Source organism: Candidatus Pelagibacter bacterium nBUS_25, assembly GCF_051200975.1.
In the GTDB taxonomy this organism is placed as follows: Bacteria; Pseudomonadota; Alphaproteobacteria; order Pelagibacterales; family Pelagibacteraceae; genus Pelagibacter.
Map to the genome: position 1 here is coordinate 528,651 of NZ_CP172846.1, position 17,115 is coordinate 545,765.

General features: G+C 28.2%; 17 protein-coding genes. 7 read left to right on the plus strand and 10 right to left on the minus strand.

The window, feature by feature from the left end:
- Positions 1-16 precede the first annotated feature (16 nt).
- Genes plsY through ruvX form a run of 4 tightly spaced genes read right to left on the minus strand, consistent with a single transcriptional unit; the run spans position 17 to position 3,324 of the window.
- Positions 17-595: a glycerol-3-phosphate 1-O-acyltransferase PlsY gene (gene plsY / locus ACIJYH_RS02820; protein WP_435163830.1), complete on the minus strand. Its 579-nt coding sequence runs from the start codon at positions 593-595 to the stop codon at positions 17-19.
- Between the two features lie 2 nt (positions 596-597).
- Entirely contained in the window at positions 598-1,884 is a 1,287-nt protein-coding gene (pyrC, locus tag ACIJYH_RS02825; protein ID WP_435163833.1) for a dihydroorotase, read from the minus strand.
- Positions 1,885-2,826, minus strand: coding sequence for an aspartate carbamoyltransferase catalytic subunit (locus ACIJYH_RS02830; RefSeq protein WP_435163835.1), 942 nt, complete (start codon positions 2,824-2,826; stop codon positions 1,885-1,887).
- Positions 2,827-2,868: 42 nt separating this feature from the next.
- On the minus strand, positions 2,869-3,324 hold the full coding sequence (ruvX, locus tag ACIJYH_RS02835) for a Holliday junction resolvase RuvX (RefSeq protein WP_435163838.1): 456 nt from the start codon (positions 3,322-3,324) through the stop codon (positions 2,869-2,871).
- Between the two features lie 50 nt (positions 3,325-3,374).
- Here ruvX and gatC point away from each other — a divergent pair, with 50 nt between their 5' ends.
- Genes gatC through ACIJYH_RS02855 form a run of 4 tightly spaced genes read left to right on the plus strand, consistent with a single transcriptional unit; the run spans position 3,375 to position 7,797 of the window.
- Positions 3,375-3,662: an Asp-tRNA(Asn)/Glu-tRNA(Gln) amidotransferase subunit GatC gene (gene gatC / locus ACIJYH_RS02840; RefSeq protein WP_435163841.1), complete on the plus strand. Its 288-nt coding sequence runs from the start codon at positions 3,375-3,377 to the stop codon at positions 3,660-3,662.
- The gene (gene gatA / locus ACIJYH_RS02845) at positions 3,662-5,119 is read left to right on the plus strand and encodes an Asp-tRNA(Asn)/Glu-tRNA(Gln) amidotransferase subunit GatA (RefSeq protein ID WP_435164241.1); all 1,458 of its coding nucleotides are present in this window, start codon (positions 3,662-3,664) and stop codon (positions 5,117-5,119) included. The genes gatC and gatA overlap by 1 nt, the downstream gene beginning before the upstream one ends.
- Positions 5,119-6,594: an Asp-tRNA(Asn)/Glu-tRNA(Gln) amidotransferase subunit GatB gene (gene gatB / locus ACIJYH_RS02850; protein ID WP_435163844.1), complete on the plus strand. Its 1,476-nt coding sequence runs from the start codon at positions 5,119-5,121 to the stop codon at positions 6,592-6,594. The genes gatA and gatB overlap by 1 nt, the downstream gene beginning before the upstream one ends.
- Positions 6,595-6,621: 27 nt before the next feature.
- Positions 6,622-7,797, plus strand: a complete 1,176-nt coding sequence (locus ACIJYH_RS02855; protein WP_435163847.1) for a hypothetical protein — start codon at positions 6,622-6,624, stop codon at positions 7,795-7,797.
- Position 7,798: 1 nt separating this feature from the next.
- Here the strand turns inward: ACIJYH_RS02855 and ACIJYH_RS02860 are convergent, their stop codons facing one another.
- From ACIJYH_RS02860 to ACIJYH_RS02885, 6 genes are all read right to left on the minus strand, one after another.
- Positions 7,799-9,202: a hypothetical protein gene (locus ACIJYH_RS02860; RefSeq protein WP_435163849.1), complete on the minus strand. Its 1,404-nt coding sequence runs from the start codon at positions 9,200-9,202 to the stop codon at positions 7,799-7,801.
- Between the two features lie 14 nt (positions 9,203-9,216).
- Positions 9,217-10,371: a hypothetical protein gene (locus ACIJYH_RS02865; protein WP_435163852.1), complete on the minus strand. Its 1,155-nt coding sequence runs from the start codon at positions 10,369-10,371 to the stop codon at positions 9,217-9,219.
- Between the two features lie 95 nt (positions 10,372-10,466).
- The gene (locus ACIJYH_RS02870) at positions 10,467-11,132 is read right to left on the minus strand and encodes a hypothetical protein (RefSeq protein ID WP_435163855.1); all 666 of its coding nucleotides are present in this window, start codon (positions 11,130-11,132) and stop codon (positions 10,467-10,469) included.
- Positions 11,132-11,467: a hypothetical protein gene (locus ACIJYH_RS02875; protein ID WP_435163858.1), complete on the minus strand. Its 336-nt coding sequence runs from the start codon at positions 11,465-11,467 to the stop codon at positions 11,132-11,134. The genes ACIJYH_RS02870 and ACIJYH_RS02875 overlap by 1 nt, the downstream gene beginning before the upstream one ends.
- A 1-nt stretch (position 11,468) precedes the next feature.
- On the minus strand, positions 11,469-12,566 hold the full coding sequence (locus ACIJYH_RS02880) for a hypothetical protein (protein ID WP_435163861.1): 1,098 nt from the start codon (positions 12,564-12,566) through the stop codon (positions 11,469-11,471).
- The gene (locus ACIJYH_RS02885; protein WP_435163863.1) at positions 12,550-13,683 is read right to left on the minus strand and encodes a hypothetical protein; all 1,134 of its coding nucleotides are present in this window, start codon (positions 13,681-13,683) and stop codon (positions 12,550-12,552) included. Before ACIJYH_RS02885 ends, ACIJYH_RS02880 begins: the two co-directional genes overlap by 17 nt.
- A 176-nt stretch (positions 13,684-13,859) precedes the next feature.
- Between ACIJYH_RS02885 and ACIJYH_RS02890 the strand changes: the two genes are divergently transcribed.
- Genes ACIJYH_RS02890 through ACIJYH_RS02900 form a run of 3 tightly spaced genes read left to right on the plus strand, consistent with a single transcriptional unit; the run spans position 13,860 to position 17,088 of the window.
- A complete protein-coding gene (locus tag ACIJYH_RS02890; protein ID WP_435163865.1) occupies positions 13,860-14,504 on the plus strand; it encodes a hypothetical protein in 645 nt (214 codons plus the stop codon).
- A 23-nt stretch (positions 14,505-14,527) separates the two neighbouring features.
- Positions 14,528-15,772, plus strand: coding sequence for a hypothetical protein (locus ACIJYH_RS02895; RefSeq protein WP_435163868.1), 1,245 nt, complete (start codon positions 14,528-14,530; stop codon positions 15,770-15,772).
- Positions 15,766-17,088, plus strand: a complete 1,323-nt coding sequence (locus ACIJYH_RS02900) for a hypothetical protein (protein ID WP_435163870.1) — start codon at positions 15,766-15,768, stop codon at positions 17,086-17,088. Before ACIJYH_RS02895 ends, ACIJYH_RS02900 begins: the two co-directional genes overlap by 7 nt.
- Positions 17,089-17,115: the final 27 nt, after the last annotated feature.

Consider the following 17,115-nt stretch of genomic DNA (forward strand, 5'->3'; position numbering starts at 1 on the left):
GAGTTTGATAGTCAAATTAATAAATTTTAGTCTTACTTTCCTCTTTATTTTTCAGTCGTTTGATATTTTCTCTATGTGTAAAAAAGATCAAAACAAACATTATTATAAAAAAAACTACATTATTACTTTGTCCCGCGAGCAAAAGGTACGCTGGTATGGATAAAGCCCCAATGATTGACGACAATGATGAGTACTTAGTTAAGATAAATATAATCATCCAGCTTGTTGTGAAAATTCCTCCTAATAAGATATCTATAGAAAATAAAATTCCAACATATGTAGCAACACCTTTTCCACCCTTAAACTTAAGCCATACTGGAAATACATGACCTAAAAAGGCACATAATGAAGCTATAAATATCAATTCTGGAAAATTAATTTTGACATAAATAACAGGAATTATTGCTTTAGATATGTCCAATATAAGTGTTGCATATCCTATAAGTTTATTGCCAGTTCGTAATGCGTTGGTAGCACCTATATTACCAGAACCTATATCTCTAATATCTTTTTTTAAAAAAATTTTTGTTAAAACAAAACCAAATGGAATAGATCCCATAAGATATGAGATTATACCTATTGTAAAATGTTCCATTATTATATTTTAAATAATTCTTTACCTTTTACAAATGTATTAGTTACTTTACCTTGAAGTTTTTTATCTTCTATTGAAGTATTTTTAGATTTTGAAACTAAATTTTCTTTTTTTACAATCCATGGTTTATCTAAATCAACTACACAAAAGTCAGCATCATTTCCTATTGAAAGATTTCCTTTGTTAATACCTAAAATTTTTGCTGGATTGGATGTTAAAGCTTGGATTATTGTCTCAAGTTTAACAGATCCATTATGATAAAGTTCAAGACTTAATGATAAAAGCGTTTCTATACCAGAAGCACCTGTTGCTGCTTGAGAAAAAGTTAATCTTTTAAACTCTTCATCCTCTGGTTTGTGATCAGAAACAATTACATCTATAATTTTATCTTTTAATCCTTGAACAAGAGCCTCTCTATCTTCTTCTTTTCTTAAAGGTGGTGATAATTTTAAAAATGTTTTGAAGTCTCCAATATCATTTTCATTCAAAGAGAGATTATTAATTGAGACACCACATGTAAACTTAATGTTGTTTTTTCTTTCTTTAATTACATCCACTGATTTTGCAGATGAAATTTGTGATATGTGATATCTACATTTTGCATTTTCAAGTAAAGTTAAATCTCTTTCAATTATAATTCTTTCAGCAATATCTGGTATCCCTGATAAACCAAGTTTGGTGGCTATTATACCAGAATTAATCATCCCATTTTTTGAGAGGTGATAATCTTCAGTATGTTGCATTATGAGGCATCCTAAATCTTTAGCTGAATTCATTATCTTGGACATCAAACTTGTATTTTGAATAGTTCTCACTCCATCTGTAAAACCAATTATACCTTTGTTTGCTAGTAGACCAAATTCAGTCATATTTGTACCTTCTGTATTTTGAGTTAGTGAAGCACAAGGAAATATATTTATTTTTGATTTATCTCTCCCTCTTCTTTTCAAAAAATCTACTATTGATACATTATCTATAATTGGATCTGTGTTAGGCATTGTAACAACTGATGTTACACCACCTGATAATGCTGCATTGCTCAGGGTTCTAAAATTTTCCTTGTATTCATAGCCAGGCTCACCAACAAATACTCTCATATCTACAAGCCCAGGAAATATATATTTACCTTTTAAATCTATTAGTTTTTCTCTTGTTGGCAAATTGTTGGTATTTACTTTTTTGCCTATAGCTTCAATTTTACCATCTTCACCAATAATTAAGCCTCCATTTTCATTTAATGAATTGTATGGGTCAATTATATTTGCATTTATAAAATATTGTTTTTTCATTTATTCACAAAAAATTTTTAAACAAGCCATTCTCACAGCCACACCAAGTTCTACCTGTTCTTTAATTACACTTTTGTTAATATCGTCCGCTAATCTTGTATCAATTTCAATACCTCTGTTCATTGGCCCGGGGTGCATTATGATTGCATCTGGTTTTGCGTGATCCATTTTATCTGGTGTTAGGCCATAATATTCATAGTATTCACGGTTAGAAGAAAGAAACGAACCTGTCATTCTTTCATTCTGTAATCTCAACATCATTACTATGTCACAATCTTTTAGACCCTTGTTCATATCTGTAAATGTATTAACACCAAATTTTTCTATTTCTTTTGGCATTAAATTTGATGGAGCAATAATATTTACTTCTGCACCAAGCATTGTTAGTAAATAAATGTTTGATCTTGCAACTCTTGAATGAAGTATGTCACCACAAATTGCAATTTTAAGACCTTCAATTTTTTTTTTTCGATTAATAATTGTTAAAGCATCTAAAAGTGCTTGAGTAGGGTGTTCTCTTCTGCCATCACCCGCATTTAATACAGCACAATTAACTTTTTGTGATAATAGGTTACATGCTCCAGAGTCTTGGTGTCTAATAACAATTATATCAGGATGCATAGCGTTTAAAGTCATAGCGGTATCAATTAAAGTTTCACCTTTTTTAATTGCAGAATTTCCCATATTCATGGACATTACATCGGCACCCAATCTTTTACCTGCTAACTCAAATGAGCTTTGTGTTCTGGTAGACGGTTCAAAAAAAAGATTAATTTGGGTTTTACCATTTAATACATTTAATCTTTTATTCTTACTTTGATTAAGCTTAATAAATGTCTGTGACTCATCTAAAATCAAATTAACGTCATTAATTGATAAATCTTGGATACCTAACAAATGTTTTTGGGAAATTTTAATAGCTCTGTTTGATTTAATTGCCATTAAAACTAACTCTATAACTATAAAGTACCATTATGGCAAGAATTAATTATTTAAAAAATCGATCGCACCTTGGAGTATGAACGCTGCTGCATTTTGATCTATATTCTTTTCTCTTTTGCTAACATTTACATCTAGTTGACTGGATATATTAAATGCACCTACAGTAGAAAGCCTTTCATCCCATAGGCAAACATTTACATCTATCGCTTGATCAATATTATTTGATACATCATTTACTGATTGAGCAGATCTTCCTAAAGAGCCATCCATATTAATTGGATTTCCAATTACTATTCCCTTAATGTTATATTCGCTAATTATCTCCTTTAATTGGGCAATTAATTCATTCGTGTTTGTTTTATTAATAGTTTTAAAGGGGGTTGAAATAGATTGTCTTTCATCACAGATGGACACACCAATTCTTTTAGAGCCAAGATCTAATCCAATTAATCTAGAGGGTTCAGACTGCTTTTTTTTTAAATCTTCAATAGTGATCATATTGTATATTTTTAACTTAAGTGATAGTTTGCAGCATATTTAAATATCATATGAGCATTGATCTTAAAACAATAAAGCACATTTCTAAACTGTCAAGAATTTCAGTTGATAAGCAAAAAGCTGAAAAACTTGCAGGTGATTTGAGCTCAATTTTCAAATTTATTGAAAAATTGAATGAATTAAATACTGATAAGGTTGAGCCATTAACATCTGTGGCTGAAACAACTTTAAAATTTAGATCTGATGAAGTAAAAGATCAAAATATAAGAGAACAGATTATAAAAAATTCTCCAGAAGATAACGAAGATTTTTTTGTAGTTCCGAAAGTTGTTGAATGATGTCTGATATAACCTCTCAATCATTAACATCATTAGTCAAAAATATTAAAGAAAAAAAACTATCATCAGAAGATGTTACTAAAGCATTCGTAGAACGTTCAGAAAAATCAAAAGAATTAAATTCTTATATTTCAGAAGATTTTTCAAATGCTATCGAAAAAGCAAAAAAATTTGATGTAAAGCCAAATCTTGATTTAAAACTTCCAGGAATTCCAATGGCAATTAAAGATCTTTTTTGCACCGAAAATATTAGAACTACAGCAGGAAGTAAAATTTTAGAAAATTTTATTCCAACTTATGAATCTACAGTTACTCAAAATATTTGGAACGAAGGTGCAATCTTACTTGGTAAATTAAACTGTGATGAATTTGCCATGGGTTCTTCTAATGAAACAAGTTTTTATGGAAATGTGCAAAACCCTATTGATAAAGGATTGGTACCAGGTGGATCATCTGGAGGATCGGCAGCTGCCGTAAGTGGTCAACTGACACCGATCACTATAGGAACAGATACTGGTGGTTCAATTAGACAACCAGCATCCTTTACTGGCACAGTCGGGTTAAAACCCACCTATGGAAGCTGTTCTAGGTATGGAATAGTTGCCTTTGCATCTTCACTAGACCAAGCGGGACCAATGGCTCAAAATGTTAAAGATTGTGCATTGTTACAGGAGGTAATTAGTTCTTATGATCACAAAGATTCTACATCAATAGATTTTAAAAGAAATGAATATAGCAAAGACTTAACCAAAGATATTAAAGGGAAAAAAATAGGAATACCTAAAGAATATAGAGTAGAGGGCATGCCTAAGGAGATTGAAGAGTTATGGCAAAAAGGAATTGAGTATGCAAAAGATTGTGGCGCAGAGATAATTGATATTTCATTACCTCATACTAGTTACGCTTTACCAACATATTATATAGTTGCACCTGCAGAAGCTTCTTCAAATTTAGCAAGATACGACGGTGTTAAATATGGTTTTAGAGCCAAAGGTGAAAATTTGATTGATATGTATGAAAAAACAAGATCGGAAGGTTTTGGTGATGAGGTGCAACGAAGAATAATGATTGGTACGTATGTTTTGTCATCTGGATATTATGATGCTTATTACCTTAAAGCACAAAAAGTTAGAAAATTAATTAAAAATGATTTTGATGAAGCTTATAAAAAAGTAGATGCAATTTTAACTCCATCAACACCTAGCTCAGCATTTAAAATTGGTGAAAAAAAAGATGATCCTGTTTCAATGTATTTAAATGATATTTTCACTGTACCTGTCAACTTGGCAGGATTACCTGCCATTTCAATTCCAGCTGGTCATGATACTTCAGGATATCCTTTAGGATTACAAATTATTGGCAAAGCATTTAAAGAACAAGAAATATTAAACCTAGCATACGCAATGGAAGATAAGATTAATTTTAAAAATAAAATTACTGATTGGTGGATTAAATAATGTCTAAAGATAATTCAGAATATTTAATTGAAAGATATGACAATGTTTATGAAGTTGTTATTGGGTTGGAGGTGCATGCACAAGTGACTTCAAAATCAAAACTATTTTCATCCTCCTCGACAAAGTTTGGTGCTGAACCTAACACTCAAGTAAGTTTGGTTGATGCGGCATTTCCTGGAATGTTACCTGTAATCAATGAATATTGTGTAAAACAGGCAATAAAAACAGGAATTGGTTTAAGGGCTCAAATTAATAAGAGATCGGTTTTTGACAGAAAAAATTATTTTTATGCTGATTTACCTCAAGGTTATCAAATTTCCCAATTTAAATACCCTATAGTAGGAGAGGGGACTGTTGTTCTTGATATGCCCAATGGGCAAAAAGAAGTTGGTATTGAAAGACTTCATTTAGAACAAGATGCAGGGAAAAGTATTCATGATATTGACCCACAAAATACACTAGTAGATCTAAATAGATCAGGTGTAGCTTTGATGGAAATAGTTAGTAAACCAGACTTAAGAACTCCTGATGAGGTAAGTGCTTATATTAAAAAGCTAAGATCTATAATGAGATATTTAGATACTTGTGATGGTAATATGCAAGAGGGTTCTTTAAGAGCTGATGTAAATGTTTCAGTAAGATTAAAAGGCTCAAAAGAACTTGGAACACGTTGCGAAATTAAAAATGTTAATTCTATCAAATTTATGCAAATGGCAATTGATTATGAGGCAAATAGACAAGTTGATTTAATAGAAGAGGGCAAATCAATAGACCAAGAAACAAGATTATTTGATACAAAAAAAAATGAAACAAGATCAATGAGATCTAAAGAAGATGCTCACGATTATAGATATTTTCCAGATCCAGATTTATTACCATTAGAAGTAACTGATGAATTTATAGAAAATCTCAAATCAGATATTCCAGAATTACCAGACGATAAAAAGAAAAGATTTATTGAAGAATTTAAAGTCTCTTCTTATGAAGCGACAATATTAGTTTCTGATATCGATACCGCAAAATACTTTGAGGAAGTTGTTGCAAAAATGGGAAAAAATAAAGATATTAAATTAGCAGTTAATTGGATTACAGGGGAATTATTTGCTATTTTAAATAATAAAAATTTAGAGATATCCCAAAGCCCGATTAGTGCAAAAAACTTAGCAAAGCTTGTTAATTTAATTAAAAATGGAACAATTTCTGGTAAAATTGCTAAGACAATATTCGAACTAATGATGGATGGTGATAAAGATCCACAAATAATTGTTGAAGAAAAAGGATTAAAACAAGAGAGCGACCCTAAAGCGCTAGAAGCTTTAATAGATAAAATAATTGACGATAATAGAGAAAAGGCTGTTGAATACAAAAATGGAAAAGAAAAATTATTTGGTTTTTTTGTTGGCCAGGCAATGAAGGCATCAAGCGGTAAAGCTAATCCTCAATTGATAAATGAGATACTAAAGAAAAAACTTTAAATTTAATTTATCATAAACAACTAAGTTATGAAAAAAAAATTATCATTAATATTGTTCTTTATATGTTTTTATGCCAGTTGGTCCTCAGCGTCAGATAATAAAATAAAAGTTTTTTATTCAGGTTTTTCTTTTTCTAATACATACGACTCAAATAAGAGTTATGTCAAATATACTGCAGATTTAATTAAAAAAAGAGATCCAAATACTGGAATGGATATAATCTCAAACAAACTATTACAATCAATAAAAAAAACAAAATTTGATCACATAGATCTTGATACAAAAAATCTCTTAGATTTTGATAAATATCCCGATGAAGCAATAGTCTTGTCTGTAACTTTACAACATGAAGAATTCACTGAGGAATTTAATTCTGCTACAGGTAAATATAGTGCTTTTTACGATGCTTATTTTCAAATTCTATTTTATGATTTTTCTGATAAAAGTTTAATAGCAGCAATACCATTTGATTTTGAAATTCAAATGCTATCCAATAATAAATTAGATAAAAAAGAAATATTAAATCGTATTAAAGATTTTTATTTAAATGATGACCCTTTTAACAAACTAGGTGAAATAATAAGCGGATTTAACGTTAAAAGAAAATACGACCTTAGAATCGGTGTAACAAATGTTACTATTGAAGATAGGGCCTATGATGTAATGCCTATTGGTTCTATAAATAATCAAAAATCAATAAAAAATCTTATTGCACAAACACTTTCAAAATGGTTATCGACACATCATAATATTGCTCTAGTTCCATATCTAGAGGGTCAAAGTATTGGAAATAAAATGAAATTAGTATTTGTTCAAACTGATGAAATTTATTCAATAAAATTACCAAAACCAGACTATCATATAGATATTAATCTCAAAGGTTTTAAAAAAGTATTAGCTAAATCGTCGGCGTCTCAAGATCTTTATCTTTATGGATCATTTATTGATTTAAAAATTTTTCAACCAGATTTAAATAAAGTTTATTTCAATGAAGCATTAAGAGGGGTTACCAAAATAAAAATACCAAAAGATCAGTTAGATGTAAATGACTGGAGAAAATATTATTATAATTTAGAAATATTATTTGATAATTTTTCTAAAAATATTATTAAACAGGATAAAAAATGGTTGAAGCAAGCTACTAAGAATAAAATTAAAAAAGACATTAAAGCACTTAATAATGTTATGAAAAAATTTAAATAGATTAAGCGGATAAGTCTAATTCATCTAATGCGTCACTTAGATTATCATCGTCTTTAATTTTTCTAGTTTTTGCACCAGAAAAAATTAATTTTGCAGTACTACCAACAGTTTTTACATAACTTGGAATTTTAGGAATTATTGAGGCAAAACCTATAATTTCATTAAAATTTAAAAGTATTGAGCCTATTTTATCATTTGAATTTGCTATATTTCCACCCACTGTAGAACTAACAACAAAAACTTTATACCCATATTCAGTTGCTTTAAAAACAAATGGTAATGATTTTTGATAGAACAATTTAGACTCTTCTGAAAGTTTTATATCTTGATTATTGATTTCTTTTACCAGATCTTTACTGGCTTGATTAATTATCTTTGTTGTAGATTTTAATCTTTTATTTTCGCTACTTTTACTTTCTTTCAAGTAACTTAATTGAGCTTTCATTTTATCGGCTTCTGTATTTTTGTCATAAGCTCTATATAATAGCTCTAAAGAAGCTAAATAATTAGCTTGAGACTCAAAGAAATAGTAGGTTATCACACTTGTAGCTTTATATTCTTTTAATTGGTCTTTGCTAACTTCGTTTACAAATTTCTGACTTTCAGTTTTTAAATTTATATCTTTATTTATATTTTTAGACATACCTGTAATTTGATTTTCAACTGCACCCATTTCTTTTAATACTTGTTGATTCACATCTTCAAACAATGAATTTGTTTGTGCTTGGTATGAATCTTGTACACCACTTGCATAGAGATCTCTTTCTGCTTTTTTTGTTATAGGTTTTTGTTTGCTGTAAACTTCAATTAATTTCTCGCCTGAGTTTTTGTCAACAAAGTATTCAGTTTGAATACATTGATTTATATATTTTTCCCAATATTTTGGACCTACACCCATTTGAGCTAACCATACATTTTCTAATATAGACTCAAGTGAATTTTTTGTATATTTTACCTCCATAACAATTTCATTTTGTATGTTGTATTCAGACTCCACAACATAAGTACCTCTAGATTTATCATTAGACTTTATTTTCCATCTGCTCGCATAAGGCATCGTATCTAATTTACCATTACTATTTGCGTCATATTGAATTGATCCAGATATATAAATATATCCTTCGCTAAAATCTATTTCTGTTACATCCCATAACGATCCGGTACCTTCTACTTGCCCATAACCTCTTGAGCTTTGATATTTCTCGTATGGAGCATCCTCATATCTACTTAATTTCATATTATCTTTAGTTTTGCCCCAATAATATTCAGCTTTATTTGGATCACATATATATTTATAAATTCTTTTTTTATCTGCTGGAACTTCTATCTCTGTTGATGCTATTGAATTTGATGAGATGTTTAAATAAGATAGAAATATAATACAAATTAAAATTTTTTTAATCATTAACTTTAGCATTATTAAGATAGCTCTAATTCGTCTAATGCATCACCTAAATTACCTTTATCTTTAATTTTTTTAGTTTTAGCTGCACTAAAAACAAGTTTAGAAGTTGTAAAAATATCGTTTGCTAATTTAGGTAAATCTTTTGCAATGGTAAAAAAACCTATAAATTCATTTGCATATTGAAGAAATGAATCTCCACCTTGCGTTCCTTTTTCGAATGTTTCCTTGATAGTCATAACTAAATTGTAAGAACTTTGTGCTGCATTATATGCGTATGGAAGTGATTGCTGGAAATAAATTCTTCCTTCATCTGATAATATTATGCTTTCATCAGTGATTTTGGCATTAATTTCTATAGATGAGTCATCCATTAAAGCAACAGTTGAGCTCAATTTATCTTGCTCAGAATACTTACTTTCACGATTATAATTTATTTGAGCCTTTAATTTGTCAGCTTCTACATTTTTATCATATGCCCTATATAGAAACTCGAGTGATTTCATTAAATTATCTGATGCTTCAAAAAATTGATAAGTTGTTTTGCTGGTAGAATTATATTTTAGCATTTGAGATGCATCTAAATTTGATTGCCCAGTAGATGATGGTGAATAATTTTCACTACCTGATGCAAATTGTAAAGGTTCTCCTGAAAGAGGGTTAGAGGCTAAATGCTTATCACTACATTGAAATCTTATTGAACCAAAATTTCCTTGTTGCAAACCATCTATAAAGAAATAATAATTTTTATTATATTGAGAGCAGTGCTCGTTAGCTAGATATCTTTCTCTATTCAAATCACCAAGAGGTGAACCTTTAATGTGTATTGAATTCTCATCTTTATAAACTATTTTAAAAGGTGTCATTTTAAATTTTTTAGGATTATTCTTTTTTTCTTTTTCAAACAATTTTTGATAAGTTCTAGACATCTTTCTGTATAAAAATAAATGCTTCTCTGGAAATTTAAAGTAACTTTCTTTTTCATAGTTAGTCCAATTAACTTCTTTTGTAGTAAATGGGTTAACAAAAATTAATTGATCTGTGCAGTAAAAATATTTAGCTCTCTTAAATGGTGGCTCGTACCACTCTCCATAACCACTATCTTTAAATGAGTATGCAAATAGGTTATTTTTTGCACAATGCTCTGCAGCAACATATTGAGCAGTTTGCATTCCTTCTTTACCTCTTTTTGTGGTATGAATATAATTATCTTCTGATTTAATTATCTTAATATTTTCTGAGTCTTTTTCATATTTATTAAGTTCTTTTATCTGATTTTTTGTAAGTTCAACAAATTTATATTTTGCTTTAGATTTAGATTTTTTTGCTTTTTTTTTGGCTTTTTTTTTACTAACTTTTTTATTAGTTTTCTTTTTTTTTTAGTTTTAGAATTATCAATTTTCTTAACTATTTTTTTTTCCTCCTTTTTTATTTCTTTTTTTTCTACAGTAACATTGTTTATTGAATTTGAAGAAAATATTTTAACTGTTGTTTTTTTTGCGTCTTGACTACTAGGTAATTTATTAAAATGGTAAATTTTATTTTTTCCTTTAATTTTTTTGAAATAATAAGATTTTGAAGCATTACTTGGTTTTAATCGTATTTGATTTTTGAGTAATCCATAAACCTTCCATTCTCCCGTCTCATGAAGTTGTTCATTTATAAATACTTGATACTCTTTTTCTTTAAATTGATATTTTCTAATTGAACCATCTAATGATAAATCATAAGTACTATTTTTAAAAAATTTCTTAAGCTTTTTACCTTTAATAGAAGTTTCAATAGATAGTGAATTAATAATTTTACTAGCTCCATCATTAATAATTTTAGTAGCTCCATCATTAATATTTTCTAAAGATGCAGCTATTAAATTGTTAGGTATTAAATTGAAGATTAATAATATTAACCATATACGATTAATATTTTTTGACATTAATTATATCTAGCAAGTACAGACATTAGAAATTCATCTTTATTTTTGGATTTATTAAAATCCAACATAATATCGTCATAAATTTCCCAAGCTTGCACGTTGTTAATTCTGTTTTCATAAATTTGATCAGCTAAAGCTTCAAGAATTAAGTTATGCGTAGTTTCATATTTTTCATATTTTTTTGGATTAATTTTTAAAAACTTTAATTCAAGACAACTTACAGCTTTTGTAAATAAACCATTAATTTCTTGACAAGTTTCTTTTTCAAATTTTTTATTTATTGCACAGCCATTAAACAATATTATCAAAAATAATAATGAAAAAATTTTTTTCATTTTAATTTATTCCTTTGCTATTAATTAAAGCCACTAATTCTCTTGCTGTTTTCTCTGAAACAAAATTTAAAGCATTATTTTTCGCAATATCATTATTTGAGCCTGTCTGTTTACCTTGTACATTAGATATTGTTCCAAGACTTACTGGATCTCCATTTCCCAACCTTACTATTTCTGCAATTACTAAAGCAACATTTACAGATTGGCTTCCGTTGCTAGCATTAAATTCTGGAACACCAACATCAAAATAAGCAAAAACCACATAACTTACATTTTTTTCCATCAAAATATCTTCTATTTCCCATCTGACTTCTTCTGGTATTGAGCCACCATTTTCGAGTGAGTTAACAATTTCTTTTTTTAAACTTCTCCAACTCTTTCTTACCAGTCTAGGTCCCGAGAGAGGTTCAAATCTTGCTTTAGTAAAAATTTCTTTCATACCAGCTTCAAGTTTCACAGTATCGTTATCATCGACAATATATTCGCTAATATCAGCTTTTTTAAGTTTACTACCACCTGATTCTGTTACATTTGTTTCTGTTGTTGATGATGAAATTTCAGTATCAGTTTCTTCTTCATTTATATCAATACCTTTTGTTTTTTTTTCAACTTTAGTAACTTTTTCATCGTATTGTCTTTGTGCCGCTACAGTTCTTGAAAAAAATATCATTGCTAACTTTGATTTTTCACTACTTTTTGAGTCAAAAACTTTCGAGTTTTTTTTGATTTCAATATCCAATCTAGTTTCATCTATGTTTGCTTTCATAACAATTTCAACTCTTTTTTTTTTCTTATCTATATTTTCCTCAACAACTGTTTCACAAACCATATAATTAGATAATTTTGAATATATTTGATCTTCAATGCTGACAAAGATCATTCTTTTAGATTCTTCCATTTCTTGGATGTATTTTCTAAATGCATTCTTGCATGCTTTAACTTTAGCAATATCTAAAGTCTTGTTTACTTTTTTCTTAGTATAAACACCTGAATAGTTTTCTACAGCTACACCCCTGAATTCAACTGCAATCCCATTACTTAAAAAAGAAAATAAAATAATTATTATTAGAGATATAATTTTACTATTTACATTTTTCATATATTTGACTTACTTTGGTAAATAATTTTTTAATCTTTTTATTGTCACTAGAACTTTTTAACCAATTTTTGTTTATTTTAATTGTTTGTTTACTAAATTCATCAAATAGTACTTTTAAACTATCTAAATAAAAAATCCATTCAAATGACTCTTTATTTTTTGTTGCCCTTTTTGAAAATTCAATATTTAAGCCATTTTTAAATTTTTCCTCAAAATATACTTTATTCAAATCTGGTTGAAATATTTTGATTTTTACATAACTTCCATATATCCATTGCTCATCTATATTACCCTCTTTAAATAAAACACTCTTAAATCCTCTTATTGTTAAATGAATATGATAATCAGGATTAGGTAATCTAATTTGTCTTTGTGTGTTTTCAAATGTCAACATTATAGTATTTGAAGTTCTATCTTCTCCATAGGGGACAATAGCAATATTATTATTGTAAGACAAAAATGAACTCAGAGATTTAGCAAATCTATTTTTATTAAATATATCATTTTTTTTTGATTTTTTAGAGATTAGGTTTTCAGCATTTTCTTCTAATATAATTTTTGTTATTCCGATTCTGTTATTGTATTTATTTTTAAGAATAAAATTATTTGCAAGATCAAAAAAATTTTGTACTACTTCATTTTCATACATTTTCTTTAATTCTTGAATAAGTTGTTTTTTTGATAATGGTGAAGCGCTATTTAGAACTTTAGAAACCTCTAATGGAATTGATGCTGTGAGAGTATTATTTTTTGAATTAAAAAAAATAATTTGAAAATTTAAAATAATATCTGTTCTTGTTAAATTATCTCCTTTAATAGTTATAAAATTTATTGTTTCATTATCTAAGGATAAAACTAAAACATTTTGATCTTTCTCACTCAAACCATCTTTTAATAAATCAAAAGATATTTGAAAACTTTTGTTTTTTAATTTTTTTGTACTCTTTAATAAAACCTCATCAATTATTGATTGACCACTTGATCTATCATGAATATATTTCGTAATTGTTGATTCAGGTAAGATAGATCCGTATGAAAAACCTCCATAAATAACGCTTGAAGTTCCATGCACTTTAGAAATAATAAAAAAAGTAAATAAGATTATATATCTTATCATTGTGTAAATATGTTTTAAGACTTTTTAATATTAATTATAATCCTAGTTATTTTTAATTTTCAAGTCAAAACTAAATAAATTAAGCCTATTTTTGGCTTAATTAATTTTGACTGTTTTTTGAAAATTAGTTAAGTTTAATGAATTTTTATTTTTGTTAATAAAAAAAAGGAGTATTTATGTTTAAATACATTAGAAATTTTACTTTAATTTCTTTATTAGTTTTTTTTTCAATTAACTCAGCTAATGCATTGGAATTAAAATTACCCAAATTAGGAAAATCTTCATCTAATGGAATGAGTTTAGATGATACAAAGACTCAATTTACAAAAATATTTTTCGAATTTGCCTTAGAATATATGGAAGCTCAATATCACCTTTTTAATGCTTTAGAGATGAATGATGAAGCTGGTAAGACTAGAAAATCTATTGACTTTGTTAAAAACACTAAAAATAAAGAGGGCAAAAGACTAACTAATGCCTTTAATTCAGTCTCTGATAATTCCACTGCTATTGAAGGGGCTCTTACAAAAGAAGCAGCAAATAGTACTGAAGCAAAAGTTCATTATGCTAAAGCTTTACCACATGCAATTACAGGTCTACTTGGTACAATTAAGTTACCACCTGAAGCTAAAAATTTATTGAATACTATTAAAGCAGATAAATTGGCTGCTTTAAAATTAGGTGATTTTGTAAAAGTACTACCTAAAATTCCTAAGTATGTTAAAAGTGCAACTACTGTTGGACGACTTATTGTGTCAGGAGCAAAAAGCAGGGATGTTAAAGGTGCAAATGATGCCACAAAAGCTTTAGGTGATCTTTAATAGTTGTTAATAAATAATTAATTATGTTTAAAATTTTAATATTAAATATATTTGTATTTTTTATTTTAAATTTTTCATATGCTGAAATTTCCTATGTTGATGTCAAAGCTAAAGGAAAATCTGAGACCTATGAAGTTTCATTAAAAAAAGCCTTAAAAGAAGCTATTACAAAAGTTAATGGTGTAACTTTAAAAACTGAGTCTGTTTTAGAAATAATTGACAAAAGTTTAACAACAAATGAAAGTTCTACTGCTTCACTTGGAAGAAACTTAAATGAAAAAATTTCTGAAAAGTCAGGAGGATCAATAAAATCATTTGAGATTTTGAATGAGTATGAAGATTTTAATGGATTACAGGTTATTGAAATAAGAGCTACTGTTGCAAAATATAAATTATCTAAAACTGCAAAAAGAAAAAGAATGGCAATTGTTCCTTTTAGAATTAATTTAAATGAAATCTCTATTTTTGGAAAAACAGGATTTGATGATGCAGACAATCTTAGAAAATATTTAAATCAAGAATTTACTAATTATTTTGTACAAACTAGAAAATTTACAATTTTAGATCGTGAATTTGATAAAGAAATAAGTGAAGAACTAATGAATTTAGAAAATTCTCAGAAAATTGAAGATCAGATAAAAATAGGTCAAAAGTTATTTGCTGATTATATAATAGTTGGGCGACTTGACTTTTTGGCACTCGAAGAAGTGGAGAAAAAATTTTTAACCTCTGATGTTGTATTGAAAAAGAAATTTGGTTCTTTAAATTTTAGCTACAGAATTATAGATGTTCCAACTGGTCAAATAAAGTATTCATCAAAAGTAAATTTAGAAGTTGAATTAAAAAAACAAAATCAGCCAATTCCATATTTATTTAATTTAACTGCTCAAAAGGCAGGTTTAGAAATAATGTACGCAATTTACCCTATACTTGTTGAAAAAATTGAAGATGATCTTCTATATTTAGGACAGGGCGGAAATCAAATAAAAGTGGGAGACATGTTTGCAATCTATGAGAGAACAGATAGCAAAATAAAAGATTCCTATACAGGAGAAACACTTGGAAATATTGAAAAGATTGTTGGAAACGCTATTATAATAGACAGTAATTCTAAATTTTCAGTTGCTCAAATTTCTGAACAAAAATATGATTTAATAGGGGATTTTAAGCCTAGAAAATTTATGGTAAAACCAATTAAAAAAGTTAAAAAAAATAAGAGCTCAGGTAAAACAAAAAAGAAAAAAAAAGCGATTGATCAAGAATGGTAAAAAAAATTAAATATTTAATACTTTTTATATCTTTATCTTTATTTATATCGAATAATTCTTTCGCAGAAGATAATCCTGACTTGAATCCTCAATCTTCAGGCGGTGCAAAATTTGTTTCAATACCTCAAAATGCTGCAAAAAAATTCATTAAAGATAAAGGATTTAGGGTAGGGTTAAACAAAAGAGCGGATGGATCTCATCTTTTTATAACTATTGGACAGGGTTCAGTTACCACAACAGCAAATACTCAAGAAATTCATGATGCAAGATACAATGCGTTTAGAACAGCAATGCAAAAAGCTAAAGCAGAATATGTAAAATTAGTACAAGGAGAAATTATAAAAACATCAATAGAAGCCATTTCTTTACAAAATACAATGCCAGATACTATAGCCGAAGACGCTATAAATAATGCAGTTGGTGTTGATACAAATAGTTTCAAAAAATTAAAAAAATTAATTAGCTTAAAATTGGACTCTGCAATGAAAAATGAGGGATATGATCCTGCTGCTTCAGATCAAAAAAAGAAAGAAATTGCAGAGAAAGTTGTAATGTCTGATGAATTAAGAAGTTTTTATACAGCTACTTCTCAATCAATGATTGGTGGATTTCAAGCATGGACAGTTTTTGAAGAAGCTGATCCTGGTGATAGGGCTCAATTCACTGTAATTGGATTATGGAGTCCAAAATTGAACGCACTTGCAGACTCAATTTATTCAGGAAACTTAGATTACGTTCCAAAAGGGACTCCAAAAAAACCTATAGAAGATCAATTACCATTAAGCGATCCAAATAAATTATTACAATCTTTTGGAGCACAAATGTATGTTAATGAAAATGGAAGTAGAGTTATTGTTGGATTTGGTCATGCTTCACCATTATTCGAAGAACGTAAAGACGCTTTAGGACAAGCTTGCGAACAGGCTGGTCTAAAGGCAGATCAGCAAATTGTTATGTTTTCAAAAGAAAATGTTATGTACTCAAAATTACAAAATGAAATTAGTAAACACCAAGATTTTGAAAGACAAGGTCAAAAACTTCAAAGATCTATTCAAGGAAAAGATTATCGAAATGTTATTAAGGGACAAGCTGAAATACAAAATTTTATCTCTGAGTCTTTAGGAGAGTATGCTATAAAAGACCCTCGTTATAATGCTACTGATTGTGTTGCTATAAAAATGTGGTCACCAGAAGGTGTGCTAGCGTCAAGAAAAACTAAAGATCTCAATAAATCGGGAAGCTCAACAGAAAATTCAACAGGAAACACAATAGGAAAATCTGCTACCCAGGGCACAACAGGAAGTGATGATTTTTAATTTAGATATATAAAATATTTTTTTTTA